Origin of the sequence: Halomonas caseinilytica, assembly GCF_001662285.1 — a bacterium.
In the GTDB taxonomy this organism is placed as follows: Bacteria; Pseudomonadota; Gammaproteobacteria; order Pseudomonadales; family Halomonadaceae; genus Halomonas; species Halomonas caseinilytica.
Map to the genome: position 1 here is coordinate 1 of NZ_BDEO01000007.1, position 25,348 is coordinate 25,348.

The 25,348-nt window shown below is 64.2% G+C and carries 31 protein-coding genes; 19 read left to right on the top strand and 12 right to left on the bottom strand.

Annotated features, from left to right (window positions below; genetic code table 11):
* Positions 1 to 2: 2 nt before the first annotated feature.
* From HSDC_RS07710 to HSDC_RS07740, 7 genes are all read right to left on the bottom strand, one after another.
* Positions 3 to 581, bottom strand: a complete 579-nt coding sequence (locus HSDC_RS07710) for an N-acetylmuramoyl-L-alanine amidase (RefSeq protein WP_064699371.1) — start codon at positions 579 to 581, stop codon at positions 3 to 5.
* A 260-nt stretch (positions 582 to 841) separates the two neighbouring features.
* Positions 842 to 1,222 carry a hypothetical protein gene (locus tag HSDC_RS07715; protein ID WP_064699372.1) on the bottom strand — a complete coding sequence of 127 codons (381 nt, stop codon included), beginning with the start codon at positions 1,220 to 1,222 and terminating at the stop codon, positions 842 to 844.
* Positions 1,223 to 1,572: 350 nt separating this feature from the next.
* On the bottom strand, positions 1,573 to 3,291 hold the full coding sequence (locus HSDC_RS07720) for a primase-helicase family protein (protein ID WP_064699373.1): 1,719 nt from the start codon (positions 3,289 to 3,291) through the stop codon (positions 1,573 to 1,575).
* The gene (locus tag HSDC_RS07725; protein WP_064699374.1) at positions 3,291 to 4,325 is read right to left on the bottom strand and encodes a PriCT-2 domain-containing protein; all 1,035 of its coding nucleotides are present in this window, start codon (positions 4,323 to 4,325) and stop codon (positions 3,291 to 3,293) included. The genes HSDC_RS07720 and HSDC_RS07725 overlap by 1 nt, the downstream gene beginning before the upstream one ends.
* Positions 4,322 to 4,534: a TraR/DksA C4-type zinc finger protein gene (locus HSDC_RS07730; RefSeq protein ID WP_064699375.1), complete on the bottom strand. Its 213-nt coding sequence runs from the start codon at positions 4,532 to 4,534 to the stop codon at positions 4,322 to 4,324. Before HSDC_RS07730 ends, HSDC_RS07725 begins: the two co-directional genes overlap by 4 nt.
* On the bottom strand, positions 4,527 to 5,030 hold the full coding sequence (locus HSDC_RS07735) for a phage regulatory CII family protein (protein ID WP_064699376.1): 504 nt from the start codon (positions 5,028 to 5,030) through the stop codon (positions 4,527 to 4,529). The genes HSDC_RS07730 and HSDC_RS07735 overlap by 8 nt, the downstream gene beginning before the upstream one ends.
* 173 nt (positions 5,031 to 5,203) lie before the next feature.
* Entirely contained in the window at positions 5,204 to 5,437 is a 234-nt protein-coding gene (locus HSDC_RS07740) for a hypothetical protein (RefSeq protein ID WP_064699377.1), read from the bottom strand.
* A 108-nt stretch (positions 5,438 to 5,545) separates the two neighbouring features.
* Here HSDC_RS07740 and HSDC_RS07745 point away from each other — a divergent pair, with 108 nt between their 5' ends.
* The 17 genes from HSDC_RS07745 (at position 5,546) to HSDC_RS07825 (ending at position 15,236) form a co-directional block, all read left to right on the top strand.
* A complete protein-coding gene (locus HSDC_RS07745) occupies positions 5,546 to 6,229 on the top strand; it encodes a S24 family peptidase (RefSeq protein WP_064699378.1) in 684 nt (227 codons plus the stop codon).
* A gap of 89 nt (positions 6,230 to 6,318) precedes the next feature.
* Positions 6,319 to 6,507: a hypothetical protein gene (locus HSDC_RS16845; protein ID WP_064699379.1), complete on the top strand. Its 189-nt coding sequence runs from the start codon at positions 6,319 to 6,321 to the stop codon at positions 6,505 to 6,507.
* Positions 6,504 to 6,761: a hypothetical protein gene (locus HSDC_RS07755; RefSeq protein ID WP_013333952.1), complete on the top strand. Its 258-nt coding sequence runs from the start codon at positions 6,504 to 6,506 to the stop codon at positions 6,759 to 6,761. The genes HSDC_RS16845 and HSDC_RS07755 overlap by 4 nt, the downstream gene beginning before the upstream one ends.
* On the top strand, positions 6,758 to 7,099 hold the full coding sequence (locus HSDC_RS07760) for a hypothetical protein (RefSeq protein ID WP_137055242.1): 342 nt from the start codon (positions 6,758 to 6,760) through the stop codon (positions 7,097 to 7,099). Before HSDC_RS07755 ends, HSDC_RS07760 begins: the two co-directional genes overlap by 4 nt.
* A gap of 3 nt (positions 7,100 to 7,102) precedes the next feature.
* Positions 7,103 to 7,288 (top strand): hypothetical protein, encoded by a 186-nt coding sequence (locus tag HSDC_RS07765; protein ID WP_064699381.1) that lies wholly within the window; start codon positions 7,103 to 7,105, stop codon positions 7,286 to 7,288.
* Complete coding sequence (locus tag HSDC_RS07770; RefSeq protein ID WP_064699382.1) at positions 7,285 to 7,578, top strand: phage antirepressor KilAC domain-containing protein; 294 nt, start codon at positions 7,285 to 7,287, stop codon at positions 7,576 to 7,578. The genes HSDC_RS07765 and HSDC_RS07770 overlap by 4 nt, the downstream gene beginning before the upstream one ends.
* A 10-nt stretch (positions 7,579 to 7,588) precedes the next feature.
* A complete protein-coding gene (locus HSDC_RS07775; protein WP_064699383.1) occupies positions 7,589 to 7,960 on the top strand; it encodes a pyocin activator PrtN family protein in 372 nt (123 codons plus the stop codon).
* Positions 7,961 to 8,006: 46 nt separating this feature from the next.
* Positions 8,007 to 8,342, top strand: a complete 336-nt coding sequence (locus tag HSDC_RS07780) for a YfdP family phage-associated protein (protein ID WP_064699384.1) — start codon at positions 8,007 to 8,009, stop codon at positions 8,340 to 8,342.
* A gap of 51 nt (positions 8,343 to 8,393) precedes the next feature.
* A complete protein-coding gene (locus HSDC_RS07785) occupies positions 8,394 to 9,203 on the top strand; it encodes a DUF2303 family protein (RefSeq protein WP_064699385.1) in 810 nt (269 codons plus the stop codon).
* Positions 9,204 to 9,288: 85 nt separating this feature from the next.
* Positions 9,289 to 9,711 (top strand): hypothetical protein, encoded by a 423-nt coding sequence (locus HSDC_RS07790; RefSeq protein ID WP_064699386.1) that lies wholly within the window; start codon positions 9,289 to 9,291, stop codon positions 9,709 to 9,711.
* Positions 9,699 to 10,229: a hypothetical protein gene (locus HSDC_RS07795; protein ID WP_064699387.1), complete on the top strand. Its 531-nt coding sequence runs from the start codon at positions 9,699 to 9,701 to the stop codon at positions 10,227 to 10,229. The genes HSDC_RS07790 and HSDC_RS07795 overlap by 13 nt, the downstream gene beginning before the upstream one ends.
* A 67-nt stretch (positions 10,230 to 10,296) precedes the next feature.
* Positions 10,297 to 11,067, top strand: a complete 771-nt coding sequence (locus HSDC_RS16850; RefSeq protein ID WP_064699388.1) for a hypothetical protein — start codon at positions 10,297 to 10,299, stop codon at positions 11,065 to 11,067.
* Complete coding sequence (locus HSDC_RS07805) at positions 11,064 to 11,309, top strand: hypothetical protein (protein ID WP_064699389.1); 246 nt, start codon at positions 11,064 to 11,066, stop codon at positions 11,307 to 11,309. Before HSDC_RS16850 ends, HSDC_RS07805 begins: the two co-directional genes overlap by 4 nt.
* Positions 11,306 to 12,034, top strand: coding sequence for a hypothetical protein (locus HSDC_RS07810; RefSeq protein ID WP_064699390.1), 729 nt, complete (start codon positions 11,306 to 11,308; stop codon positions 12,032 to 12,034). The genes HSDC_RS07805 and HSDC_RS07810 overlap by 4 nt, the downstream gene beginning before the upstream one ends.
* Positions 12,031 to 13,713 (top strand): DNA cytosine methyltransferase, encoded by a 1,683-nt coding sequence (locus tag HSDC_RS07815; protein WP_064699391.1) that lies wholly within the window; start codon positions 12,031 to 12,033, stop codon positions 13,711 to 13,713. The genes HSDC_RS07810 and HSDC_RS07815 overlap by 4 nt, the downstream gene beginning before the upstream one ends.
* Positions 13,710 to 13,877 carry a hypothetical protein gene (locus HSDC_RS16855; RefSeq protein WP_170862763.1) on the top strand — a complete coding sequence of 56 codons (168 nt, stop codon included), beginning with the start codon at positions 13,710 to 13,712 and terminating at the stop codon, positions 13,875 to 13,877. The genes HSDC_RS07815 and HSDC_RS16855 overlap by 4 nt, the downstream gene beginning before the upstream one ends.
* A 201-nt stretch (positions 13,878 to 14,078) precedes the next feature.
* A complete protein-coding gene (locus tag HSDC_RS07825) occupies positions 14,079 to 15,236 on the top strand; it encodes a site-specific integrase (RefSeq protein ID WP_064699393.1) in 1,158 nt (385 codons plus the stop codon).
* Between the two features lie 174 nt (positions 15,237 to 15,410).
* Here the strand turns inward: HSDC_RS07825 and serB are convergent, their stop codons facing one another.
* From serB to pgi, 5 genes are all read right to left on the bottom strand, one after another.
* A complete protein-coding gene (serB, locus tag HSDC_RS07830; protein WP_064699394.1) occupies positions 15,411 to 16,622 on the bottom strand; it encodes a phosphoserine phosphatase SerB in 1,212 nt (403 codons plus the stop codon).
* Positions 16,623 to 16,710: 88 nt separating this feature from the next.
* Complete coding sequence (gene parC / locus HSDC_RS07835) at positions 16,711 to 18,969, bottom strand: DNA topoisomerase IV subunit A (protein ID WP_064699395.1); 2,259 nt, start codon at positions 18,967 to 18,969, stop codon at positions 16,711 to 16,713.
* 150 nt (positions 18,970 to 19,119) lie between these two features.
* On the bottom strand, positions 19,120 to 21,000 hold the full coding sequence (parE, locus tag HSDC_RS07840) for a DNA topoisomerase IV subunit B (RefSeq protein WP_064699396.1): 1,881 nt from the start codon (positions 20,998 to 21,000) through the stop codon (positions 19,120 to 19,122).
* A 140-nt stretch (positions 21,001 to 21,140) separates the two neighbouring features.
* Complete coding sequence (locus HSDC_RS07845) at positions 21,141 to 21,767, bottom strand: YqiA/YcfP family alpha/beta fold hydrolase (RefSeq protein WP_170862762.1); 627 nt, start codon at positions 21,765 to 21,767, stop codon at positions 21,141 to 21,143.
* Between the two features lie 56 nt (positions 21,768 to 21,823).
* The gene (pgi, locus tag HSDC_RS07850) at positions 21,824 to 23,509 is read right to left on the bottom strand and encodes a glucose-6-phosphate isomerase (RefSeq protein WP_064699397.1); all 1,686 of its coding nucleotides are present in this window, start codon (positions 23,507 to 23,509) and stop codon (positions 21,824 to 21,826) included.
* 86 nt (positions 23,510 to 23,595) lie between these two features.
* Between pgi and cmoA the strand changes: the two genes are divergently transcribed.
* Together cmoA and cmoB are read left to right on the top strand one after the other, a co-directional pair.
* Positions 23,596 to 24,339: a carboxy-S-adenosyl-L-methionine synthase CmoA gene (cmoA, locus tag HSDC_RS07855; protein WP_064699398.1), complete on the top strand. Its 744-nt coding sequence runs from the start codon at positions 23,596 to 23,598 to the stop codon at positions 24,337 to 24,339.
* A gap of 2 nt (positions 24,340 to 24,341) precedes the next feature.
* Positions 24,342 to 25,334 carry a tRNA 5-methoxyuridine(34)/uridine 5-oxyacetic acid(34) synthase CmoB gene (gene cmoB / locus HSDC_RS07860; protein WP_064699399.1) on the top strand — a complete coding sequence of 331 codons (993 nt, stop codon included), beginning with the start codon at positions 24,342 to 24,344 and terminating at the stop codon, positions 25,332 to 25,334.
* Positions 25,335 to 25,348 lie beyond the last annotated feature (14 nt).

A 25,348-nucleotide genomic window follows, 5' to 3' on the forward strand; every position in this document is an offset into this window, starting at 1 on the left:
GGTTATCCCTTATCGTCTCGAGCGTGCTCGGCGATGACCCGAGCCAGCCGGTCAGCCAACACCTCGCGATGCAGCATGTACTGCTGGAGATCGCCGGCATTGGTGAGAAAGAACAGCTCGTGGATGATGCCGCCACCATCGCTGACGAAGGCCAGTCGGTGGTGCTGGCCGGCGTCCTCCGGCTTCGTGCCACGGCTGGCAATGCCGAGAACCGCAGCCGTTACCTCACAGAGACGGCCTGCCAGCGGATAAGCCGAGCGACGCGACAGCGTCTCGGTACCGGTGGCCACCGGGGTCGCGGCATTGCAGTGGAACTCGATGGCAATGTCGGCACCGGCGGCGATCTTGGCCGCCTCGCGCAACGGCAGGTTGTCGCCGGCATCGCCATCGGTGAGGTGCCGGATGCCCTGGCGGGCCAGCGCCTGGCTCAGCAGGTCGCGGAACTCCAGGACGATCTCCGCCTCGGTCACGCCATGGGCAACGGCACCGGGATCGGTGTCACTATGGCCAGCACTGATCATCACGGTATGCGCCTGCGGTGCCGCTTTCGGTACCGCCGCAACCTCAGTGACCCAGCCCATGCAACACCTCCAGATAAGTGCCGGCCGGAGCCGGCGCCGCCCACCACGGCGGGAGTAACTCGGTGCGTCAGAGGCGCCAACGAAAAACCCCGGCTCGAGGGCCGGGGCTTCTGTCGTCTTCGTATCGATTCACCGATCAGGCGCAACTATCTGACGGTAGCTATATGGTGGGCGTCGATTCCGGTGGCAACAAGCGGTCGGTAATGCCAACCCCGCAATATCACCGGAATGTCCCGGCAATCTGCCGAAATACATCATCATCATACACGCCGAACTTTCCCCAGCTTCTCGGCCAATACGTCCTGCAGGGCCACATGCAACGCCTGGAGACGGTCATAGTAGGTCTGCCGAGGGAGGCCCAGCCGCCGCGCCTTCTCGTCGCTGTACCCGTTCCAGCGGTAGTGCTCGTGAGCCAGCACTTGGTGGCGATCATCGAGCTGCTGGAGGGCCTGCTCGATCTGCCACGCCAGTTCGTCCATCTCTCCCAGGTTGAGCGGGTCACGGCTACCCTTCGGCCCACTGGATCGGGGCGGGATGCCACCGAACTCCACCAACTTGCCGATCGGCGAGCACTGGCGCATGCCCTGCCCTCGATGCTGGTCGGCCCAGTGCTTCAGCAACTCGTCCATTTTCGCAATCATGTGGTGTGCTCCTTTCGTGGTGGTGGTCAGGCCTGGTGGGCGGCCTGCAGGTCGGAAATCCGACCCTAGACAGAAAACGGCTTACCCTATCCTCACCCTAGACACTAAAAACTTCATATAACTCAGTTAGTTATTCTCTTGTGTCTAGGGTGTCTAGGGTTGATAGGGTTCTTTCGTGCGTGAGAGTAATTTTTCAGCAGGGTGTGGATAACCTTTACAGGTTGCGCACGTAGGCGCGCGCGGGCGCGAGAAACCCTAGACACCCTAGACAGGGGCAAATATTCCCTTTGATATCATGGAATTGCATTGTCTACCCCTTGGGAATTCACCCTATCCTGTGGCTAGACACCCTAGACATTCCAGTCATCCGACGGTGAGCCACCCATGGGCTTCACCCAGCCCTTGCACTTGTCCCAGCCCAGCGGGTTCCAGTCCGCCTCATGGGCCGCATCACGGAACCGCTTCACCGCCTTGCCCAGCGCTCGCCCGTCGCTGAGATCCAGATCGTCAGGAGGGTTCGGGAGGAAGAACATCGAGCGTTTTCGTCGCTCTTCCATGTCATACCACCATAGCTGCCGTTCCGATTTCGGTACCTGGGTGCTGATGAACAGGGAGAATTTCGTCTCGCTCATGGCGTGTTCGCGGTTCTTGCTGCACCACTCGAGGAACAGGTCATGCACGTCCTGGGTGCGGGCTATCGTATACGGCACGCCGAGGAGACCTTCGCGCCACGCCACCAGGAAATTCTCCCAGGCCGAGCGGCTCAACGCCACCAGCCGTTCGCGCGCCTTCGTCCTCGGCGGCCGGGTGCGCTCGTCGAAGTCCCCGGTGTCGTAGTGCAGCAAGTAATGATAGAACGCATTGATACCGCCGTTGGCCAGCTCACGGGCCAGCGCCTTGCTGGCCTCCTGGGGCAACGTCTTCTCGGGCCAGATGACCAGCATTCGCCGGTCGTGCTCGCTGATCGGCCAGGGCATGATCTCATTCGAGAGAAAGGCCGCGTTCATATAGTTGGCCTGCTCCCAGCCGTTCACGAACTTCGCCTCGACGCGCATCGTCTTGCCGGTGATCATGTGCTTGATCTTGCCGACCTGGTTGTAGCGCTGGTCGCGGCTGACGACCTCCTCGAATACACCCCACAGCTTGCTCTCCTGCCACTGGTTCCAGTTGGACTCCAGCTGCGTCTGACCGACCGTGGCCCCATAGGCACCGTAAATCTCGCCCATGATGTCCGAGAGCAGCAACGACTTGCCCGACCCTTCGATCGTCGAGTGGGCCAGCACCGCCGTGTCGAGCTTGGCGCCCATGTGCTGCAGCGGATACGCCAGCCAGCAGGTCAGCCAGTGCATGGCATCCTTGTCGAAATGGCACAGCCAGTCGATCAGGAAGCGGATGCACTTACAGCGCTCCGGATCGTCGATCGGCTCCAGCGGCAGCCCCTCGAATGTATTGATGTACTCGCTCGGGTCCAGCGTCATCGTCGGGTCGAACACCAGCCGGTCGTGCGGTACCTGCCGGCGGTCCGGGGAATTGACCCATAGGGACCAGGCATCGCCCAGGGCCAACTGCACGGCCCGGGCCGGCAACCGTTGCTTGAGCTGCCGATCCCATATGTCCTGGGTACCGTCGAGGTAGACGTAACGCTCGGTCGGCGACATGCCGATGGCGCCCCGCTCGCCCTTGAGCTTATGGGCGAGCTTCACCTCGGCGACCTGGTGACGCGCCTCTTCGGCATCGATCAGCTTCTTGTCGGCACGATCGAGCCAGTCGCGGGCCTTGGCCTTGGTGACCAGCGCCTCGAACGCCCCCCAGTTGATGATCTTGCGGCGCACCAGGTCGAACACCTTCTTTTCGCCCTCGAGCAGTGCGAACCGCTGATGCAGCGTGACGTCGGTCCATTCTGGACCCTCCCCCGCGTCCCCCGAGGCTGCAGGAGCCGCCGGGGTCGGCGGCTCCCAACCAGAGGGGGACGGGGGGAGAGTGCCATCGTTGGCTGCCTCGAGGGCGGCATAAAGCTGCCGGCGCCCCTCATCGGCCCCAACAGCCTGGTGCAGGTCGTTCCAATCCATCAGGCCGCCTCCATGCTCGGGATGGCAGCGGCACAGCCCAGTTCAGCAGCCAGTTCCTGCGTCTTGGTGCGGCCGGGGTTACCCTCGGTGTCGGGGTCGTCATCGCCACACAGGATCAACCGCGAGCGCGGGTACATCGTCATCAGGGGCGGCGCCACGCGGGCCATGTTGCCCACATCCAGCGCCACGGCCACCGGCCACCCCGTCATCTCATGCACGCTGGCCCCGGTTGCATATCCCTCGACTACCGCCACGATCTCTGGCGACACCTGGTCGCTGCCGATCAGGTGGCAGCACCCCGCCTTGCGCCCGAATTTCGGGAACAGCTTGGTACCATGCCGGTTGATCGTCTGCAGTGCCCACAGCGTGCCGTCCTGACCGCGCAGCGGCACCACCAGATCGCCCGGGCGCAGCTGAAACATATGCAGGTGGTCCGGCCGGGGCTTGGGCAACTCGCGGAACCACTCCCGCACTTCGGGGCCGACCCACAGATCGGCGCGCTCGCGCTGGCTGTCGATGCTGATCAGCACCGAGCGCCGGGGGAACATTACGCCATAGGCGCCCACGCCCTTGCTGTCCAGATACGGCGAACGACCTTGCGGGGACAGATGCTGCTCGAGGACCCGCTGGCACGCCCCGGCGACCGCTTGCTGCATGCGTTCGAGCTTGGCCTGGTCAGCCTCCACCTGGGCGGCTACCCGGCGGCGCCGCTCCTCGGCTTCGGCCTTGAGCCGCCGGCGATCCTCGGCGCTCATCTCGCGGCGCTCACGCTGCCAACCACCGGCCTGCGCGAGCTTGATGATGGTACCCAGGGGCACATGGCCGGGCGTCAGGCTGCGCCATACGCTCTTGGCATCCGCCGCCTTGTAGCTCGCTGCCTGCTGACTCCACTCGTCCCAGGCCGCGAAAGCGTCGTCGCCGTATTCCGTCTTGCAGGCGTTACCCACGTTGACCCAGGTCTTGCGATCGTCGGCAGGGATGTACTGCAGGGCCAGGCGCAGCTCATCATACGTCAGGGGGTCATGCTGGCTCATCGACGCCCCTCCCTGATGGTCTGGCAGGCCACGCACGTCGCCACGCCCGGCAGCCATTCACGACGGGCGGCGGGAATTTCCTCGCCGCAGTCTTCGCATTCGGTCGGGCCTTGCTGCGTGGCAGCCTGGGCGGCTGCCGCTTGGCGGGCAGCTAGCGCCTGGTCCATCCGCCAATCAATGTAGTCCTGGGCAATATCGGCTTTATCCATCGTATTCATCCCCCACGTTGACCGCTGCGACCTCCAGGGCCAGCACCGCCTGCATCAGCCGGCGGGCACGCATGCGCAGCTCGGCGCGCTCACGGTCGTCGACGATCCCGTCGCGGGTCGTCTCGCACACGCTGCCGAGCATCTCGCCCAGCTGGTCGTGCAGCACGCTGATCAACTGGATCAGGTCGAAAGACGACTCGGCATGGCAGTCATCGGGGCGCATCCATATCGCCCCGCCGGCGAGCTCGCCGATGGAATCCAGGATGCGATCATCATGGGTGGCGCCCAGCACCGCCTCGAGGGAGTCGAGGTCGATGCGGTGAGGCTCGTGGGTGGGGCTCAGCCGATGCTGCAGGGTGGTGGCGTTCAGGCCATAGATAGCCGCGATGGCCTTGGCGCCGCCGGGATACTCCCGCGCGGCATGATAGAGAGACAGGTTGAGCGGTAGCACCTCGCGCTGGGCGCGGTCTACCGACGAGGGCCAGCGTTTCGACATGGCGTTACTCCCGTATCGTTGCCATGCGCCACGCCTGCTGATGGGTTACCATGCAAAGCGTGCCACATGTGGTGTGCGCACACGCAGAGAGAGCCTGTGGTGGGCATAACCTCTCTGCACCCGCCGGGGAGACGTCTGTGGTGGGCAGATCCCCGGCACCTGCAGGCCGCCGCTTAGGCGGCCTGTTCTTTCAACTCATCCCTTGGAACACCGTAATGGACCAGCACGTCAATCAGGCTCACCTGTCCATCACTGGCATTGGCGAGAGCCCGCATGAATTTCAGGCTGGCCCCGCGAGTGGCCCCCATGACGTGGCTTCGCAGGTACTTTGCTGACGTCCCTGCTCGCTGGGCATAGGCCTCCAGCTCGTTCTCATCCAAGGATTTCAGGTATTCACGCAGCAGCACGACTGCATCCTCTCTGCGATGTGTGCCTCCAGCATTACACCTCAAGGTGGTTTTTGCAACACCTTTAAGGTTATTCACCTATGAGGTGGTAGGCGGGATAATCAGGATATGGACATCCATTCGACCCGATACCAGATCCTCCGCTCGATCATGGCAGAGCGGCACCTCAACTTGCGCGAGCTGTCCTCGATCATCGAGCGCAGCGAAAGCCAAGTGAGCAGCTTCGCCGGGGCCAATCCCTCGAAGAACATCGGAGAGCGGATGGCCCGCCATATCGAAACGCACATGAACCTTCCACCCCACTTCCTCGATGACCCTCGCCACCTAGCGGGTGTTGCAGAACAGACCAAGGAATATGGGGATAACCAACAAAACGCCTGCGTCCTGGGCGACATCCAGCATTTGCTGCCAGTCGTGGGCATGACGACGGCAGGGAAACTTATCGACAACATTGCCGACGCTGAAATTGATGAATTCGTCCCAGCTCCAGGCCCATGCAGCGAAAAAGCCTTCGTGCTGCGACTCGAAGGCGTCAGCATGGAGCCGGAATTTAAGTCTGGAGACCGGATCGTCATTGATCCGGGTCTTGATTGGGTTAGCGGAGACTATGTTTTCGCCCGACGCATCGACACAGCGACAGGAAATCCCACAGGGACATTCAAAAAGATCGTCTACGAGGAGGGCGAATACTACCTGTGCGCCGTCAATGAGGAATGGCATCCCCGCTATACGCGCATTGACGGGGACTGGCAGGTTGTCGGGAAAGCGCGTTACCAGGTCAAGATTCTTTAGCCACCCCAAGGTGTCACACCTTAGAGGTTGACAAACACCTTTAGGTGGTCAACCATCATTGTCGTATCCGCCCACCACGGAGCTCGACAATGCACACCACGACCACCACCCCCTGCCGGGTGTACCTGCACCCGGCTGCGGTCTTCGGACCCATCTCCCTGCGTGCCATCGAGCACGTCACCGGCCGTAAAGCCGTCATCGACGACACCGGCAGGAAAGTCCAGCTAATCCCCAAGTCCCAGCACACCCGACTGTCTCAGCCGGGAGGTGCCGCATGATGACCACATCCCAGGAGCGCGCCCTGCGTCGTCTGCTCAAGGTCGGCGGCAAGCAACAGTTCGCCGGCTTCCTCGCACCGATCACGGTCCACGTCGAGCGCGCCGATCCGGCCGGCACCGGCAAGGATGTTGCCCAGGCCAGCATCACCGAGGGCGACTTCCTCGTCTGCCGCTTCCATCGCTGGAGCGCTCGCGACCTCTATCCGCTGCTCGCCGACAGGCTCGACGACCGAGTCATGGGGGGTGCGGCATGAGCATGACGGCCCTCGGCACGCCCATAACGTCCGGCGTCACCAGCGCCCTGCAGGATTCAGGCCTGACCAGCGCCCACCGGGCAGCCATCGCTCGCATCCAGGACCTCGCGCTCGACGTCAGTCTGCAGACCGACCACCACGTGGTCGCCATGTACTACGGCAATACCCACGAATTCAACGTGGCGGTGTTCTCCGACGCCCGACGTGAGGATGGCACCTACCACACCATCTATCGCGAGTTCGTCTATCTGCCGCCTCGGGCGCGCCTGGCCGATGGTGATGCCCTGCAGCGCCTCGGGCTCATCATCGTCCACCTGCAGGAGCTGCTGGCGAGGTGACCTATGACCCGATTTACAGATCCAGCCGCTGCTATCGCTGAGGCGGTGTATCTCGCCGCACAGACCGACCAGCCCCAGGCCATCGTCCGCGATGGGGATGGGATGCAGGTGATGGACTACAGCGATGCCTGGCTCCAACGCCTGAATGTCATCGAGACCGTGACCCCGACATGGGAGGACATCGAATGACCCGCTACACCCTCAAACAAGCCGCCGCCCTGCTCGGCACCGGTCGCACCACCCTGTGCCGCGAGCTGCGCGAGATGGGCATGCTCGACAGCCACAACCTTGGCACCCGGCAGCACACAAGCGCCGGCCGTCTGATTGTCGAGCTGCGCACCTTCAAGCACGTTGGCCTAGGTCAACCCAAGCCCTACGGCAAAACATTCGTGACCGACCGTGGACTGCTCTACATCGCCAACCGCCTGGGTCGCGATGTCGTCACCGAGCGAGAGGCCGCCAACGATGCGCAGGCCTGAGTCGACGAGCATGCCGGCCTGGCTCGACGACGCCGAGCCGGTCAGCACCGTCGCCCTGCTCTATCGCGAGTTCGGCGACGTGCTGATTCCCATCGAGGCCGTGCGGCAACGCTATTTCCGCAACCGCAATGCTTCGACGTTCTGGCGTGCGCTGCGCAAGGGCGAGATCCCACTGCCCGTGGTCACGCTCGACGCCAGCCACAAGACGCAGCGATTCATCTGCCTCTACCAGCTGGCCGCCTACATCGAGCACCAGGCCCGCCAGGCGGCTGCTCGACGTGAGGTCATGATCACCACATCGGACAGCGACCGGCGCTTGCGCGACCGCCTAATCGATGCAGTACCGACCACCGATTCCCGTCCGGCAACCGCCGGGGAATGACCGGCCCAACGGGCTAACCACCACCACGCAAGAGAGGACGCACACCATGGCAGACCAACCCACCACCGACATCAACGCCCTGCTCGATGACCTCGACGCCGGCGTATTCCGCGAGAAGCTGGGCCGCGCCCTGACTGACGTCGCCGCCGGCGTCGTCCAGCACGGCAAAGCCGGCGACGTGACGATCAAGCTCTCGCTGAAACGGATCGCCGACAGCCGCCAGGTCAACTGCGACCACAAGCTGACCTATACCCAGCCCACGGCCAAGGGCAAGAAGAGCGAGGAGAACACCACCTCTACCCCGCTCTATGTCGGTCGCGGCGGCACGCTGAGCCTGTTCCCCGAGGAACAGGGCAAGTTCGATTTCGCCCAGGGCGCGTAAGCGCCCGCTCACTCACCACGTAACCCACCCGCACACCACATAGGAATCATCATGGAAGCTCAAGCACTCGAAAAGCTCATCGCCCTCGCCCACGCCGGCCAGATCGGCAACCCGGGCACCGACGCGCCGACCATGCTCGTGCCCGCCGGTTACTCGCTGGAGTCCCTGGAGCGTTACCAAGAGAACCCCAGCCGATTCAGGGGCACCTACTCGACCAGCTCGATCGAGGACTACGCCGCTTACGTCAACGACGAAGCCACCGCCCGCGTGTTCGTCGACACCGACGACATGGAGGCGACGGCGTTTTTCGACCTGGGCGAGGCCGGCGCCCCCGGACACGGCGAACACCGTGCCCGCCTGCAACTGCAGCGCACCGCGCCTTATACCGCCTGCCTGCAGGCCCACGAGCGCGCCTTTGGCCAGAAAGAACTCGCCCACTGGATCGAGGACTGGCACGCCCACATCACCGGCGAAAGCACCTCAGGCGAAGAGCTGACCGTCAAGGAACTGGCGACTATGGTCCGCCGCATCGAGGTCAAGGCCACCAGCGAACGCACCCACGAAGAAGGCGACTGGAACACCCAAAGCTCCGGTCTTGACGCACTCGACGCCCGCGCCGGCGAGGACACCCCGGCGTTCATCCGCTTTGCCTGCCTGCCCTATGAGGGGCTGCGCCTGCGCACGTTTGACCTGCGCGTGTCGATCCTCACCGAAGAGGGCAAGCCGCCGCGTCTCAAACTGCGCATCACCGGCCTCGAGGGCATCCAGGAAGAAATCGCCAAGGAGTTCAAAGCAGTGCTCGGCGACCATCTCGGCGATCACGCCACCCTGCTGCTCGGCAGCTTCGCGAAGAAAAACTGAGCCGAGTCGTCAAGGAATCCTTGACCACTGACCGCCCCGCTGGCCTGGCCGGCCAGCGGGCCACCACCCAACCGAGGGAACCGATATGGCCAAGGCCAGAATCATCCTCTACATCACCGCCGCGCTGGCCCTGGTGGCACTGCTCATCGCCGGCACCCTGGCGTACCGCTACTACACCGCCGAGGTTCGCGGTGTCGTCAGCGCCGAGGAACAGATCGAATCCGCCGGCTCACGCATCACCAACTACGAGCACTTCTATGACCTGTGCGCCGCCGTCCAGGGGCATGAAGACGCCCTGGCTGCACAGCGCCGCGCTATGGAGAGCGCCGCCGGTGATGAGGCCGAGCGGATTCGCGCCAACATCGCCGGCCTCGAGGCCCAACGAAATCGCGCGATCCGGAACTACAACGCCGACGCTCGCAAGGCCTACACCCGGGCCCGCTTCCTGGGCGAGGACCTTCCCCGCGAACTCGATACCGATCAGGAGCACACCCAATGCGCCTACTGAAACCCGCCCTTATCATCGCCCTCGCCACCTTCACCCTCGCCGGCTGCAAGGACGGCCAATCCAGCACCCGGGACCAGGGCGCCCAGGAGCAAGAGACCATCATGCAACGCGCGGTGCGTAAGCACCCCACGCCGCAGCCCACCAACTTCCAGACTCGCGAAGCCGTGGTCGAGTGGATGAAGCGGATGGATAACCCCGACTCCACCTTCTACGTCTACCTGATGGGCAATAACGGCCAGCAGCTCGGCTACTACGTCGCCCAGACGCGCCCTATCTCGGCCTGCACCTTCCTCACCCCACCCGACCGCCTGGTTCACGGCGAATGGGGACAGGGCTATGGAGACTTCGTCGTCCAGGCACCAGCCCTGGACGGGGTCTACGCCGGCGGCGGCTGCAACAGCTATTTCTTCTTCGACGCCGCGACGGACGCCTACATCGAGATCCAGGGACTCAACTTCTTCGTCGCGGACCAACCGCTGTCGATCGAAGCTGACCCCATCCGCGTTAGCACCCAGTAACCACCAACCGCCCCGCCGCTGCCCACCACGCCGGCGGGGCTGACCACCACGCACGGGAGCACACCACATGCACAATCACCAGCTACTCGACCATCCACTGTTCGAGGAACGCCCGCTCAAGGACGTGCTCGAACCCTTCGGCTTCGAGGTCAACATCGAGACCGTCGAGCCACCCATCGATCCGGCACTCGACAATGCGGAGGACGTCGACGCCTATGCCAACGATCCCCTGGCCTACATCGCCGGGCTCAGCTTCGAGCACCCAACCGGCTTCACCGAGATTCACCGCAACGAGAACGAAGACGACATCTTCAGCGTTGCCGTCCGCGCCAAGACGGTGTTCGCCCAGCTGCTGCTGTGCGCCGACTCGACCTTCGCCGGCCCGTCCAGCCCCTACGGCGACTCCTATGTCGATGTCTATCACGAGCGCATGCGACAGCTATCCACCGAGGGATTCAGCCGCGAGCGGGATGATGAGTACGTCAACGGGGAGCTGGCCGCTGCTGCCTCAACCTACGCCAATTGGTCTGCCTGGCAGGCAGATGGTCGTATGCCTGTTGGCAAAAACTTCCGCCCAACGTCATGGCCCGAGGGCTGGCACGGCAAGTGGTGGAAACCCAGCCCTGACTCACGCCGCAATCTAGTCAAGGCCGGCGCCCTGATCCTCGCCGAGATCGAGCGCCTCGACCGCGCCGCCGAGCGGCAGGCACAGGGCTGCCAGGCGTGCGGCTCAGTGCCGGGCCAGCACCACAGCCCTGAATGCCCAGCCGTCAACGCCTTCCAGGCCGGCCGCATCCCGGCTGCGCCAGATGCCGAGGGTCAGGGAGGTGAAGCATGAGCATCACACAGCACGTCACCGACCAAGGCCCCTTCCTGCCCAGCTTCCGCTTCGTCGAGTTCAACCCGCGCCGCGCTTTTCGCGGCGCAGAAGCCGCTCGCTTGGAGATCGACTACGGCCACGGCGATGTCGATTTCCTCTGGATGTCACCGCAGGACATCCGCAAGAACATGAAGGCTTACGGCCGTCAGGACGGGCTGCTCAAGGCACTTGACGCCTACCGGCAGGGAGGTGAGGGATGAACACCATCACCCCCAACCAACTCCGCGACCTGGCCCACATCCAGCACGCCCGGTCATGCGGCGAGACGCCGCTCCACGAGACGCCCGCCTGGCTTGCCGCAGAGCGAATCGAAACGCTGGAGGAACAGCTCGCCGAGGCCGAGATCCAGACCGCTCAGCTCAGCGCCCGACTCGTCGAGGGCGACGTCGAGCGCGACCAGCTGGCCGCGCACCAGGCCGACCTAGTGCGCGAATTGACCTGCTGCCAAGGAGTGCTGCACTCCCTAGCCCATTCCGGCCAGGTGACACCGGAATATGCCGTCGAAGCCAAGGCCGTTCTGAAGCGCACCAAAGAAGCTTCCCTCGCCCGCCGGGAAGCGAACGTGGCAGAGAAAGCATTACGCCGAGCTCACGAGGAGTTGAGCGAGCGCAAAGAATGGGCAGCAGCCCACCACCTGCTACTAGTGGCCAGCGACATCAATGCCCAGTTCCGTCACCTAGCCGAGCAGGCCGAGGAAGACCAGGGAGGTGAGGGCATGAGCCGATGGGCATATGCAGTGCTGAGGATAGAGCGTCGCTGGAGTCTCACCATCGGTTTCGTTGAGGCCGCCTCGAAAGACGAGGCTGAAGGCGCCGCTATCCGTATAACCCGGGAACGGCTTTCCAAGAAAGGTGCGCCAGAAGCGGAATGGCCAGTGCACCTCTCTGCCGCATGGCACGACACGGAAGTGGAGGCAGTTGAATGACCACCAACCCTCCCGCCGATCTCGCCTGGCGCACCCAGTTCGCCCTGGATTTCGAGGGCGAGATCAACGTCGATCTGTTCGCCGGTGGTGGCGGTGCCTCGACCGGCCTGGAGATGGGCCTCGATCGCCCGGTGCACATCGCCATCAACCATGATCCCGATGCAATCAGCATGCACAAGGCCAACCACCCGGGGGCCGAGCACTACCTCTCCGACGTCTACGAAGTCGACCCGGTTGCCGCCTGCAGAGGTAGGCCAGTAGGCTGGTTACACGCCAGCCCGGACTGCACCCACCACAGCCAGGCCCGTGGCGGCCAGCCTCGCAAGCGCGCCATCCGCTCGCTCAGTTGGGTAGTGCACAAGTGGGCGGGCACTGTCCGCCCGCGCATCATCAGCCTCGAGAACGTCGAGCAGATCCTGCAGTGGAGCCCATTGGTCGCCAAGCGCTGCAAGAAGACCGGCCGGGTGGTGACCATTGACCAGGTCACTTGCCCCCGCACCGGTCGCAAGGTGAATCGCGTGGCCGAGCCAGGCGAGCAGGTGCCAATCGAAAAGCAATACCTCGTTCCGGATCGCCGACGGCGTGGCCACAACTGGAGGCACTTCGTCGATGGCCTGCGCCGTCTCGGCTATGCCGTCCAGTGGCGCACCATGGCCGCCTGCAACTACGGCGCCCCGACCACTCGCGAACGTCTCTACCTGGTCGCTCGCTGTGATGGGTTGCCCATCGCATGGGAGAAGCCATCCCATGCCAAGCGCCCCAAGCGTGGGCAAAAGCGTTGCAGGCAAGCCGCCGAGTGTATCGACTGGTCGATCCCTTCCCGCTCGATCTTCGACCGTCCCCGCCCGCTGGCGGACAACACCCTGCGCCGCATCGCCAAGGGCATCCAGCGCTTCGTGCTCGACAGCGGCGATCCCTTCATCGTCCCGATCGCCAACTACGGCGGCACCGCCGACGCCGTGCACGCGATCGACGAGCCGCTGCGCACCGTCACCGCCTGGCCCAAGGGCGGCGCGTTCGCCCTGGCCAGTGCCACCCTGGTGCAAACCGGCTACGGCGAGCGACCAGGTCAGTCGCCCCGGGCGCTGGACATCCGCCAGCCCCTCGGCACGGTCGTCGCCGGCGGCGGCAAACACGCCCTCGTCACCGCCTTCATGGCCCAGATGAACGGCGGTTTCTACGACGGCGCAGGCCGCGACGCACGCGAGCCGCTCTCCACCATCACAGGGCGCGGTACCCAGCAGCAGCTGGTCACGGCGAACCTCGCGTCATCACTCACGCCCGACCAGGAAACTGGCGCCCTGCGCGTCGCGGCGTTCCTGATCAACTACTACGGAAAGGGTCAGCCGCGCGACCTGCGCGAACCGCTCGACACCATCACCACACGGGACCGCCTGGCTCTGGTCACGGTCACGATCCAGGGCACCCCCTACGTGATCGTCGACATCGCCCTGCGCATGCTCAAGCCGCGCGAGCTCTACCGCGCCCAGGGCTTCCCCGACAGCTACATCATCGACCGTGGCCACGACGGTCGGCGCTTCACCCTCACGGCTCAGACCCGCATGTGCGGCAACAGCGTCAGCCCGTTGCCCATGGCTGCCATTGCCCGGGCGAATCGGGTGGATCACCTTGCAGCCTGCCGCCGGGCGGCCAACGACGAGACACGGGAGGCATCATGATTCCATTCGCTATCGGCTACGCCGCAGGCGTGATCTCTGTCGCAGTGGTGGCCGCCCTGCTCATCTCTAAGGGCGCCAAGGATCTCAACCATCGCGGCGAGGACGTGCATTCCTACGACTCCGAACTTGGCATTAACCAGCGCGAGGTGCCAAACGATGAGTAGCTCGCACGTACTATCCTGTGATGATCTCCGCGAGGTTACCGGCTACCAGCGAGCGGCCGACATCGAACGCTGCCTGGTTGAGCAGGGGGTCAAAGTATTCCGTGGGCGGCTCGGCCCCTGGACCACTATTGACCTCATCAACCAAGCCGGCGGCCTCACACCCCAGGCGCAAAACGACCAAGACTACGACGCCAGTATATTATGAGCCCACCTGCCAAGCGTGGCCGCCGGCGCGGCCACAACCCGCACATTCCGAAGCACATCGACCAAACCAAGCTCCCCGACGGCATCTACTATGACCATCGGGGGCGCGGGGCCTGGTACACACTGTACCAAGACGGCGACCGCCGCCGTCGCAAGAACATTGCAACGTCCCGGGCCACACTCTCCGAGCTGTATCAGCTCGCCCAGGATTTACATGACAGCGATCGACACAGCATCCGCTGGCTCTCAAACCGATTCCAGGAAAGCGCGCAGTTCACCCGACTGGCAGCCACAACGAAGAATAACTACCGCTACGCTCACCAGGTTCTCGAGCGCACGAAGACGAGAGCAGGCATCGCGGTCATCGACCTGAATCGCTACCGCATCACCCCCGCCATCGTCCAACGGCTCGTCGACCGCCTCGCCGAAGAGGGCACGCCGGCAAAGGCCAACCATACAGCGGCCTACTTGCGACGCATCTACCGGTGGGGTATCAACCGCGGCCACTGCACCAGCAATCCTGCCTGGACGATCGAAGCCGCTCGCGAGCGAAAACGCCACCGCCTCCCGGAGCGCCACATCCTCGCCCGTGTCACCCAGTTTTGCCAGCAGCGCAGCCAGGGCACAACCACCGCATCCGGCGCCGTAGCCCCCTACCTCTGGGCGCTGATGGAAATTGCATATCTCTGCCGGCTACGCGCGATCGAGGTGCTAACACTGACAGACGCACACGCCACGGACGCAGGAATCCGCACAAATCGCCGGAAGGGGAGTCGTGACAATCTGGTGCGCTGGAACGAACGCCTGCGTACAGCCTGGCAAGCAGCTATCGAAGTGCGAAACGCTCGCTGGAAGAAGAAGGGCCGCGCGGTACCGTTCGACCCGAGCCGCCGCCCACTGTTCATCGGCACCGGCGGTGACGCACTGACCCGTGATGGACTCGACAGCGCATGGTTCCGGATGATGACCGCAGCTGTAGATGCTGGCGTGATCAAGTCAGAGGAAAAATTCGGGCTCCACGACCTCAAACGTCGCGGTATCACCGACACCCAGGGCAACCGCCACGACAAGCAAGAAGCCAGCGGCCATCGCAGCGAGCGGATGCTTGACGTCTACGATCTCAGTCTGCCCCAAGTCGACCCCTCTGGCCGCTGATTTCTGCGTACAAACGACCCGCAAGTTATTGATAATACGTAGCGCAAACATCCTATGCTGCGTACAAAAAAACAACATAAAGCATTGATTTAACGGGGGATGAATGCCTGCTTGGCGCGGATGCGTTCGAAGCGGTCGCGCCAGGTCAATAACTGCGTACTCACGCCGATACCCTCACCCCCGTTCCTCTAGATCCACCTGCCGATAACCGATCAGATAGAGCACGCCATCGAGGCCGAGCGTCGAGATGCTCTGCCTGGCCTGCTGCCGCACCACTGGCTTGGCGCGGAAGGCAATCCCCAGGCCGGCAGCGGCCAGCATCTTGAGATCGTTGGCACCATCGCCCACGGCAATGGTCTGCTCCATGGCCAGTCCTTCCCGCTCGGCAATCTCGTGCAGCAGTTGCGCCTTGCGCTCCGCATCGACGATGGGCTCACGAACCTCGCCGGTCACCTTGCCATTCTCAATCACCAGCTCATTGGCATGCACTTCGTCGAAGCCGAGCCGTTGCTGGAGATATTCGGCGAAATAGGTGAAACCGCCGGACAGGATGGCGGTACGATAGCCAAGCCGCTTGAGATGGCGCATCAGGCGTTCCACGCCATCCATCAGGGGTAGTTGCTCGGCGATCTCGGCCAGCACCGACTCATCGAGGCCACGCAACTTGGCCATGCGTTCGCGAAAGCTCTGCTGGAAGTCCAGTTCGCCGCGCATGGCACGTTCGGTGACCTCGGCGACTTCCTCGAAGACACCATGACGACGCGCCAGTTCATCGATGACCTCGGTCTGGATCAGGGTCGAATCCATGTCGAAGCACACCAGGCGACGATGGCGACGCCAGATGGAATCTTCCTGCAGAGCGATGTCGATACCATGGGCGGCCCCCAGCGCCAGGGCCTTTTCGCGCAGCGTCTCGATCTCCACGTCGTCGCCACGCAGCCAGCACTCGATGCAGGCGCCATGCTCCGGCACCTCGCCATCCAGCGGTTCGCGCCCGGATAACCGATGGATCAACTCGACGGTCAGCCCCTGCTCGGCGGTCAGTGCCCCGACCTCGGCCAGAATCCCGGCCGGCAGATGTGGCGCCAGCAGCGTCATGATCAGGCGCGGCTGACCGGCCTGCAGACTCCAGCGGTGATAATCCTCGGCACTGACCTGGATCGCCTGGACATCCAGCCCCAGCTCGTCTCCGGCCGCCGACAAAGCGCCTTCGAGATCGGCCTCGCGCTCCAGCCCCACCAACGCCTCCAGGGAGACGATGCCGAAGGTGACGCTCTGGTTGATGTCCAGCAGCCGAGCGCCGCTGTTCGCCAAGGCTCGCCCCAGCCCCGCCAGTTGGCCGGGGCGGGCGCTTCCGGTCGCGCGAATCAAAACTCGTCTTGTCATATTAACCCTAGGTGGAAGAAGGAAGAACGGCGCTGCGCGCCTGGAAGAAGGCAGAAACCACTATACCTCACCTCTCTTCTTCCCACTTCTACCCTCCGTCTTCCGCCTCAAGCCGGTCGACCTTCTGCAGTCCTCGCGGCAACTTGCTGCCACGACGACCGCGCTCTCCCCGATAGTAATCCAGGTCGCTGGCCCGGAGCGTGAGCTTGCGTTTACCGGCGTGCACCACCAGGGCCTGTCCGGGCCCCAGCAGGGTCAGGTCGCGCAGGAATTCCTCGCGACGGGCGGCACGGGCGCCGGGGATATCGATCATCTTGTTGCCCTTGCCCTTGGCCATCTCGGGCAACTGGTCGAGGGGAAAGACCAACAGGCGCCCTTCATTGGAGACCGCCGCCACACTGACCCCCTCGCCTTCGGGGACCATCAGCGGCGCCAGCACATTGCAGCCCTTGGGCACCGACAGCACGCCCTTGCCCGACTTGTTCTTGCCGGTCAGCGCCTCGAGCGGCGCGATGAAGCCATAGCCACCGTCCGAGGCCAGCAGGTAGCGCGTCCCGGGCGGTGCCAGCATCACGCCGGCCATGTGGGCACCGGCCGCCACATTGACCCGGCCGGTGACCGGCTCGCCCTGACTGCGTGCACTGGGCAGGTTATGGGCGCTCAGCGTGTAGGCACGACCGGTGTCATCCAGCAGCACCAGAGGCTGGTTGGTCTTCCCGCGGGCAGCCAACGCGAACCGGTCGCCGGCCTTGTAGGAAAGCCCGGCAGGATCGATATCGTGGCCCTTGGCACTGCGGATCCAGCCTTTCTCGGAGAGCACGACGGTGACAGGGTCGGCACCAACGAGCTCCACCTCGGAAAGCGCCCGGGCTTCCTCGCGCTCGACCATCGGCGCACGACGCGGATCACCATATTGTTCGGCGGCTTCACGCAACTCACGCTCGATGAGGTCGGTCAGGGCTGCCTCGTTGCCGAGCAGTTCCTTCAGACGCTTGCGCTCTTCCTCCAGCTCGTCCTGCTCGCCACGGATCTTCATCTCCTCGAGCTTGGCCAGGTGGCGCAGGCGCAGCTCGAGGATCGCCTCGGCCTGGCGCTCGCTCAGACCGAAGGCCTCGATGAGTGCGGGCTTGGGTTCATCCTCTTCACGGATGATGCGGATGACCTCATCGATATTGAGATAGGCGGTCAGCAACCCCTCGAGGATGTGCAGCCGGTCCTCCACCTTGCCGAGACGATGCTCGAGACGTCGCCGCACCGTGCTGCGCCGGAAGTCCAGCCATTCGCCGAGCAGGGCGGCCAGCGACAGCACCCGGGGACGACCGTCCAGGCCGATCACGTTCATGTTGACGCGGATGTTCTTCTCGAGGTCGGTGGTGGCGAACAGGTGCGCCATCAACGACTCGATGTCCACCCGATTGGAGCGCGGCTCGATGACCAGCCGCGTCGGCTCCTCGTGGGTGGATTCGTCACGCAGGTCGGCCACCATCGGCAGTTTCTTGGCCTGCATCTGGGCGGCGATCTGCTCCAGCACCTTGGCACCACTCACCTGGTAAGGCAGGGCGGTGATCACTACATTGCCCTCTTCCCGCTCGAAGCGGGCCCGCACTTTCACCGAGCCCCGGCCGCTCTCGTAGATCTTGCGCAGGTCGGAGGCCGGCGTGATGATCTCGGCTGCAGAGGGGAAATCGGGCCCGGGCAGGTAGGCCATCAACTCGGCGGTAGTCGCCTCGGGCTGGCGAAGCAGGTGACAGGTGGCCTCGACGACCTCACCCACGTTGTGCGGCGGGATATCGGTCGCCATGCCCACGGCAATGCCAGTACCGCCATTGAGCAGCACATGCGGCAGGCGCGCGGGCAGTACCACCGGCTCGTTCATGGTGCCGTCGAAATTGGGCGCCCAGTCGACGGTGCCCTGACCAAGCTCGCTGAGCAGCACCTCGGCGAACTTCGACAGCCGCGCCTCTGTATAGCGCATGGCGGCGAAGGACTTGGGATCGTCGGGGCTGCCCCAGTTGCCCTGGCCGTCCACCAGTGGATAGCGATAGCTGAAGGACTGCGCCATCAGCACCATGGCCTCGTAACAGGCGCTGTCGCCGTGAGGGTGGAACTTGCCCAGTACATCACCGACGGTACGCGCCGACTTCTTGTACTTGGCATTGGCGCTGAGCGCCAGCTCGCGCATGGCATAGACGATGCGCCGCTGCACCGGTTTCATGCCGTCACCAATGTGCGGCAAGGCCCGGTCGAGGATGACGTACATCGAATAATCGAGATACGCCTTCTCGGTATACTCGCGAAGGGACAGGCGCTCGACGTCGCCCTCCGCTACCTGGATATCCATGGTCATAGCACGGTGACCTTTTTATACGATCGTGGGATCTTTGAGGAGAGTGCCCTCTTCAACCTCTGTGATGAGCTGTAAGCCGGAAGCTTGAAGCTGGAAATTACCCCTGGCCATCGCGGGTTTTCTTCCAGCTTCCGGCTTCGAGCTTCCAGCTCATACCTCTATCTCCGCGAGGTTGCCGTAGTCTTCCAGCCAGCTCTTGCGGTCGGCGGCGCGTTTCTTGGCCAGTAGCATGTCCATCATCTCCAGGGTGCCGTCGCCAACCTCGCGGGTCAGCTGCACCAGCCGTCGGGTCTCGGCCGCCATGGTGGTCTCGCGAAGCTGCAGCGGGCTCATCTCGCCGAGCCCCTTGAAGCGCTGGACATTGGGCGTGCCGCGCTTGCCCTCGAGCCGACGCAGGATGGCAGCCTTCTCGCTCTCGTCCAGGGCGTAGAAGACTTCCTTGCCGAGGTCGATGCGATACAGCGGCGGCATCGCCACGAAGACATGACCGGCATCGACCAGCGCCGGGAAGTGGCGCACGAAAAGCGCGCACAACAACGTCGCGATATGCAGGCCGTCGGAGTCGGCATCGGCGAGGATGCAGATCTTGTGATAGCGCAGCTTGGAAAGATCGTCGCTGCCCGGCTCCATGCCGATGGCAACGGCGATGTCATGAACCTCCTGGGAACCGTAGATGTCGTGGGCCTCGACTTCCCAGGTATTGAGGATCTTGCCACGCAGCGGCAGGATCGCCTGGGTTTCGCGCTGGCGGGCCTGTTTGGCGCTGCCGCCGGCGCTGTCGCCCTCGACCAGGAACAGCTCGCTGCTAGCCGGATCCTGGCCACTGCAATCGGCCAGCTTGCCGGGCAGCGCCGGGCCGGACGTGACCTTCTTGCGCGCCACCTTCTTGGCACTCTTCTGACGCCGCTGGGCCGCACTGATCACCAGCTCGGCGAGCGCCTCGCCCTGGTCGACGTGATGGTTGAGCCACAGCGAGAAAGCGTCCTTGACCACCCCGGAAACGAAGCCCGCCACGGTGCGCGACGACAACCGCTCCTTCGTCTGGCCGGCGAACTGTGGCTCCAGCATCTTCACCGAGAGCACATAGGAAACCCGTTCCCAGAGATCCTCGGCGGTCAGCTTCACCCCGCGCGGCAACAGGCTGCGGTATTCGCAGAATTCTCGCAACGCCTCCAGCATGCCCGCTCGCAGGCCATTCACGTGCGTGCCGCCCAGCGGCGTGGGAATCAGGTTGACGTAGCTCTCCAGCAGCGGTTCGCCGCCCTCGGGGAGCCACTGGATGGCCCAGTCCACCGCCTGCTCGTCATCGGCGAAGTGCCCCACAAAGGGCGAAGCCGGCAGCACCTCGTAACCATCGGTGGCCTGGGCGAGATAATCGCGCAGGCCATCCTCGAACTGCCAGACGCTCTCGGTGCCATCGGCCTCGACGAGTGTCACCTGCAGCCCCGGGCAGAGCACCGCCTTGGCGCGCAGCAAGTGCTTGAGCCGAGGCAACGACAGTTTCGGTGAGTCGAAATAGCTCGCCTCGGGCCAGAAGCGAACCAACGTGCCCGTAGCGCGCTTGGCGGCAGAGCCGATCACCTTCAGCTCGGAGGCCGGCTCGCCATGCTCGAAGGCCATCTGGTAACGGCTGCCGTCCTTGACCACTTCCACCTCGAGCCGACGGGACAAGGCATTGACCACCGAAACCCCGACACCATGCAACCCGCCGGAGAAGCGATAGCTGGACGCCGAGAACTTTCCGCCGGCATGCAGCTTGGTCATGATCAGCTCTATCCCGGAAACCCCGTGTTCGGGATGGATGTCGATGGGCATACCGCGCCCGTCATCACTGACCTCGACACCACCATCCTCGAACAGGCGCACGGCGATCGCCTTGGCATAGCCGCCCAGTGCCTCGTCGACGCTGTTGTCGATGACTTCCTGAATCAGATGGTTGGGCCGGGAAGTGTCGGTGTACATGCCGGGGCGCTTGCGCACGGGCTCGAGCCCGGCAAGCACCTCGATCGAACTGGCGCTGTACTGTGTCATGCGTCACCCAGACTGGTTACGGTCATTCGGCTCTCTCCTGAACGCGGGCGCGTCCTTTCCATGAAGGCTCGTTCGTGAATGCTCGATCTCTCCTCGCCTGCCACGTCTCGACATGATGCCTCATGGGGCAACTCCGCCACTCAACGCAGTGATGCCACGGCCCCTACCGACAGGGAATGGCCCCCATGGGCCAGAATGGCCGGCAGGTAATCGGCCAGGGCGGAAAACCCATGGTCTCCTCCAGGGTGCAGGATGCTGGCCGCCCCTCGGTAGAACGCCCAGGCATCGCGGGCGTCCAGCGTTTCGTCGGCCGTACCCAGCAGCAGCAGGTAACGCCATGGCGTGACGCGCTCGGGCGTCAGCACTTCCAGTTCTCGACGGTGAGCCTCTTCGACCTGGAAGCGTTCTCCGCTGTACGGGTTGACGAGGGCTTCGCCGATCCAGGCCGTTACCAGCCGGGCAGGCGCGACGGCGGGATTGATCAGGGCCGCCGGCAGGTCATGGCGCTCGGCGACCAGGGTCGCCAGGAAACCTCCCATCGAGCTTCCCACCACCATGGGCGCCATGCCGAGCTCGTCGAGGCACGCTTCGGCCACCGCCAGCGCTCGATCCGGCCGATGCGGCAACTGAGGCGTCACGCAGGGCAACGACAGATGCTCGCAGGCCGCCCGCATCAGCGCCGCCTTCGGGGAGGCGCTGCCGCTGTTGAAGCCGTGCAGATAGAGTATGCCACTGGCAGGTGTCGAGACTTGCATGGCATTCAGCATACCCGAACCCCTGTATATATGGCCAGCATCCGTCATATCGATGACAGCTGCTCGACTTACTCCGGCTCCCGCGACTCGGCCGCCCAGACGGCCTCGATGAGACCTCGGGTGGAGTCGTCCATGCCGTCCAGCCCGGCCTGGTGTTCAAGGATACGCTGCGTCTCGCCGGCCAGCGTCTTGCCGAGCTCCACCCCCCACTGATCGAAGGGGTTGATGTCCCAGATGGTCGCCTGGACGAAGACCTTGTGCTCGTACAGCGCCACCAGCGCCCCCAGGGTTCGGGGGGTCAGGCGATCCAGCAGCAAGGTACTGGATGGCTGGTTCCCGGCATATCGCTTGTGGCCTGGACGCGGCCCCTCGTCCTCGAGGGCCGCATCGCCCAGCATCAAGGCTCTGGACTGGGCGAAACAGTTGGACAGCGTCAAGCGATGCTGACTCATCAGGTGATCGCGGGTCGCCGGGTCGGCCACGTCATCATAGCGCACCCGGGGGGCGATGAAGTCACACTCCACGGATTGCGTGCCCTGGTGCAACAACTGGTAGAAGGCATGCTGGGCATTGGGACCGAGCTGCCCCCACAGCACCGGGCAGGTGGAATAGCCCACCGGCTCGCCGTCATGATTCACCGACTTGCCGTTGGACTCCATCTCCAGCTGCTCGAGGTAGGCGGCGAAGTATTCCAGGCGCCCATCATAGGGCAGGATCGAGTGTGCCCGGATATCCAGGAAGTTGACGTTCCAGATGCCCGCCAGGGCCAGCAACACCGGCAGATTGTCGCTCATCTCGGCTTCGCTGAAGTGACGATCCATGTCGTGGGCACCGGCCAGCAGCTCGCGGAAGTTCTGCATGCCTACCACCAGGGCAATGGGCAGACCGATCCCTCCCCACAGCGAGTAACGTCCGCCGACCCACTCCCAGAACTCGAGCTGATGCTCATCGGCGATGCCCCATTCGCGCATCTTCTCGGGACTGGCCGACACCCCCACGAAGTGCTGGCGCATGACCAGAGCCTCGTCGACGCCCTCTTCGCGGTCACCGCCCAGCAGCCTGGCCTTTAGCCAGTCACGCGCGGTACGGGCATTGGTCATGGTGTCGATGGTGGTGAAGGACTTCGAGGACAACACGAACAGCGTCGTCTCTGGATTGAGCCGCGACAGGTAATCGGCGAGCTGCGAGCCATCCATGGTCGAGGCGAAATGAACATCGATGCGATGGACCCCCTCGGGCCGATAGTCGGCCAGTGCATGGGTGACCATCAAGGGACCGAGATCCGAACCGCCGACCCCGAGGTTGACCACATCGCGGATGGGCTTGCCGGTAGCCCCACGCCACTGGCCCGAATGGAAGCGCTCGACCATGCTCGCCATGCGATCCAGGGTAGCGTGCACGGAGGTCACCAGATCCTCGCCCTCCACGTCGAGCCTGGCATCGGCTGGCAGTCGCAGCGCGGTATGCAGTGCCGGTCGGTTCTCGCTGAGGTTGAGTCGCTCGCCGGCCAGCAGGCCGCGGATGGCGTTCGGCACGCCAGCGTCACGGGCCAGCTCCAGCAGCAGCGAGAGCGTCGTTTCATTCCAGCGCTGCTTGGAAAGATCGAGGGTCAGGCCGGCGGCCTGTCGGCTGAAAGTCGCGAAGCGTCCCTGCTGATCGGTGAAGAAGTCGCGCAGGTGCCTCTGGCCTATCTCGTCGGCATGGTCGGCCAGGGCGCGCCAGGCGCCCCGCTGTTCGACGGGGGGGTGGCTCATGGATGCCCTCCTGGTGATCCTGTCGTGCAGCCCAAGGCAGGGAGGCGTAGAATAGCGGGCTTCCAGCCCAACGCCTCGACCTACCCATGAGTGACGCATCTTACCGTGACGCCATCTTTTCGACACCCCTGGACCGGGTGGCTCGTTTCTCCTTCGACGAGCGCGTGGTGGCCTGCTTCCCCGACATGATCCGCCGCTCGGTGCCGGGATATGGCCAGATACTCGCCATGCTCGGCCCCCTGGCCCGTCGCCACCTGCGCCATGGCGGCCATGTCTATGACCTTGGCTGCTCCCTGGGTGCTGCGGGCCTCGCGCTGGCCGGCCAGTTGCCGGAAGATGCCTTCCGCTACACCGGTGTCGACCTCTCGCCGACGATGGTCGAGCGCGCCCGCCAGACCCTGCATGACGAATGCCCCGGCCACGACATGGCGGTGATCGAGGGCGATATCCGTCACCACGCCTACGATGCCTCCGGCATGATCCTGCTCAACTTCACCCTGCAGTTTCTCGACCCGGCGGATCGCGACGCTGTGATCGCCCGCCTCTACGAGGCCCTGGAGCCTGACGGCGTACTGATCCTGTCCGAGAAGATCGTCGCCGACGACGAACAGGACAACGCCTGGCTAGTCGAGCGCTACCATGATTTCAAGCGCGCCAACGGCTACAGCGAGCTGGAAATCAGCCAGAAGCGCACCGCCCTGGAGAACGTCCTGGTGCCGGACACCCTGGCGGCCCATCATGAACGGCTCGAACGCGCCGGCTTCCACCGCTCGCTGACCTGGTTCCAGTACCTGAATTTCGCGTCGCTGATCGCTTTCAAGGAGGCCTGACGTTGAGTATCCCCGAGATTCACCGTCCCCTCTACCAAGCCTTTCTCGACCAGGGGCTCGACACCTGGCTGGCCCGGCTGCCCGAGCAACTCGCCCGGGGGCTCGATCCCAAGCGACATGGCGACCTGAGGAGCTGGGAAAAGGCCGTGGCCAAGCTGCCTCCCCTGCCCGAGCCACGCCACGTCAGTCTCGATACCGACAGCGTGACGGTCGAGTGCGAACTGGATGACGCCCGGCATCGCCAGTGCGAGAACCTGCTGCGCGTCCTTGCCCCCTGGCGCAAGGGCCCCTACCGCCTCGGTGGCGTGAGTATCGACACCGAATGGCGTTCCGACTGGAAATGGCAGCGTGTCGCCCCCCATCTGGCGCCACTTCGCGGACGCCGAGTGCTCGACGTGGGCGGCGGCAACGGCTATCACGCCTGGCGCATGACCGGCGCCGGAGCCGCCTTCACCCTGGTGATCGATCCCTCTCCGCGCTTCTTCTGGCAGTTCCAGGCCGTGCGCCACTTCGTCGGTGACGCCGACGGCGGGCGCACCCATTTTCTGCCGGTCGGCATCGAAGCACTTCCCGACAACCTGGCCACCTTCGACACCGTCTTCTCCATGGGCGTGCTCTACCACCGCCCCTCGCCGCTGGAACACCTGACCCAGCTCAAGGCCGCCTTGCGGCCGGGCGGGGAACTGGTGCTGGAAACCCTGGTGGTACGCGGCGATGACACCACGGTGCTGCTACCGGGCGAGCGTTACGCCGCCATGCCCAATGTCTATTTCCTGCCTTCCTCCGCGGCGCTGGTCGGCTGGCTCGAGCGTTGCGGCTTCGAGAACGCACGCGTGGTCGACGAAGCCGACACCAGCCTCGACGAGCAACGCACCACCGACTGGATGACCTTTCAGTCCCTGGCCGACTTCCTCTCCCCCGACGATACCACCCGGACCCGCGAAGGCTACCCGGCGCCGCGCCGCGCCGTGGTGGTCGCCAACCGTCCGGCCTGAGCCACTCGCCGCCA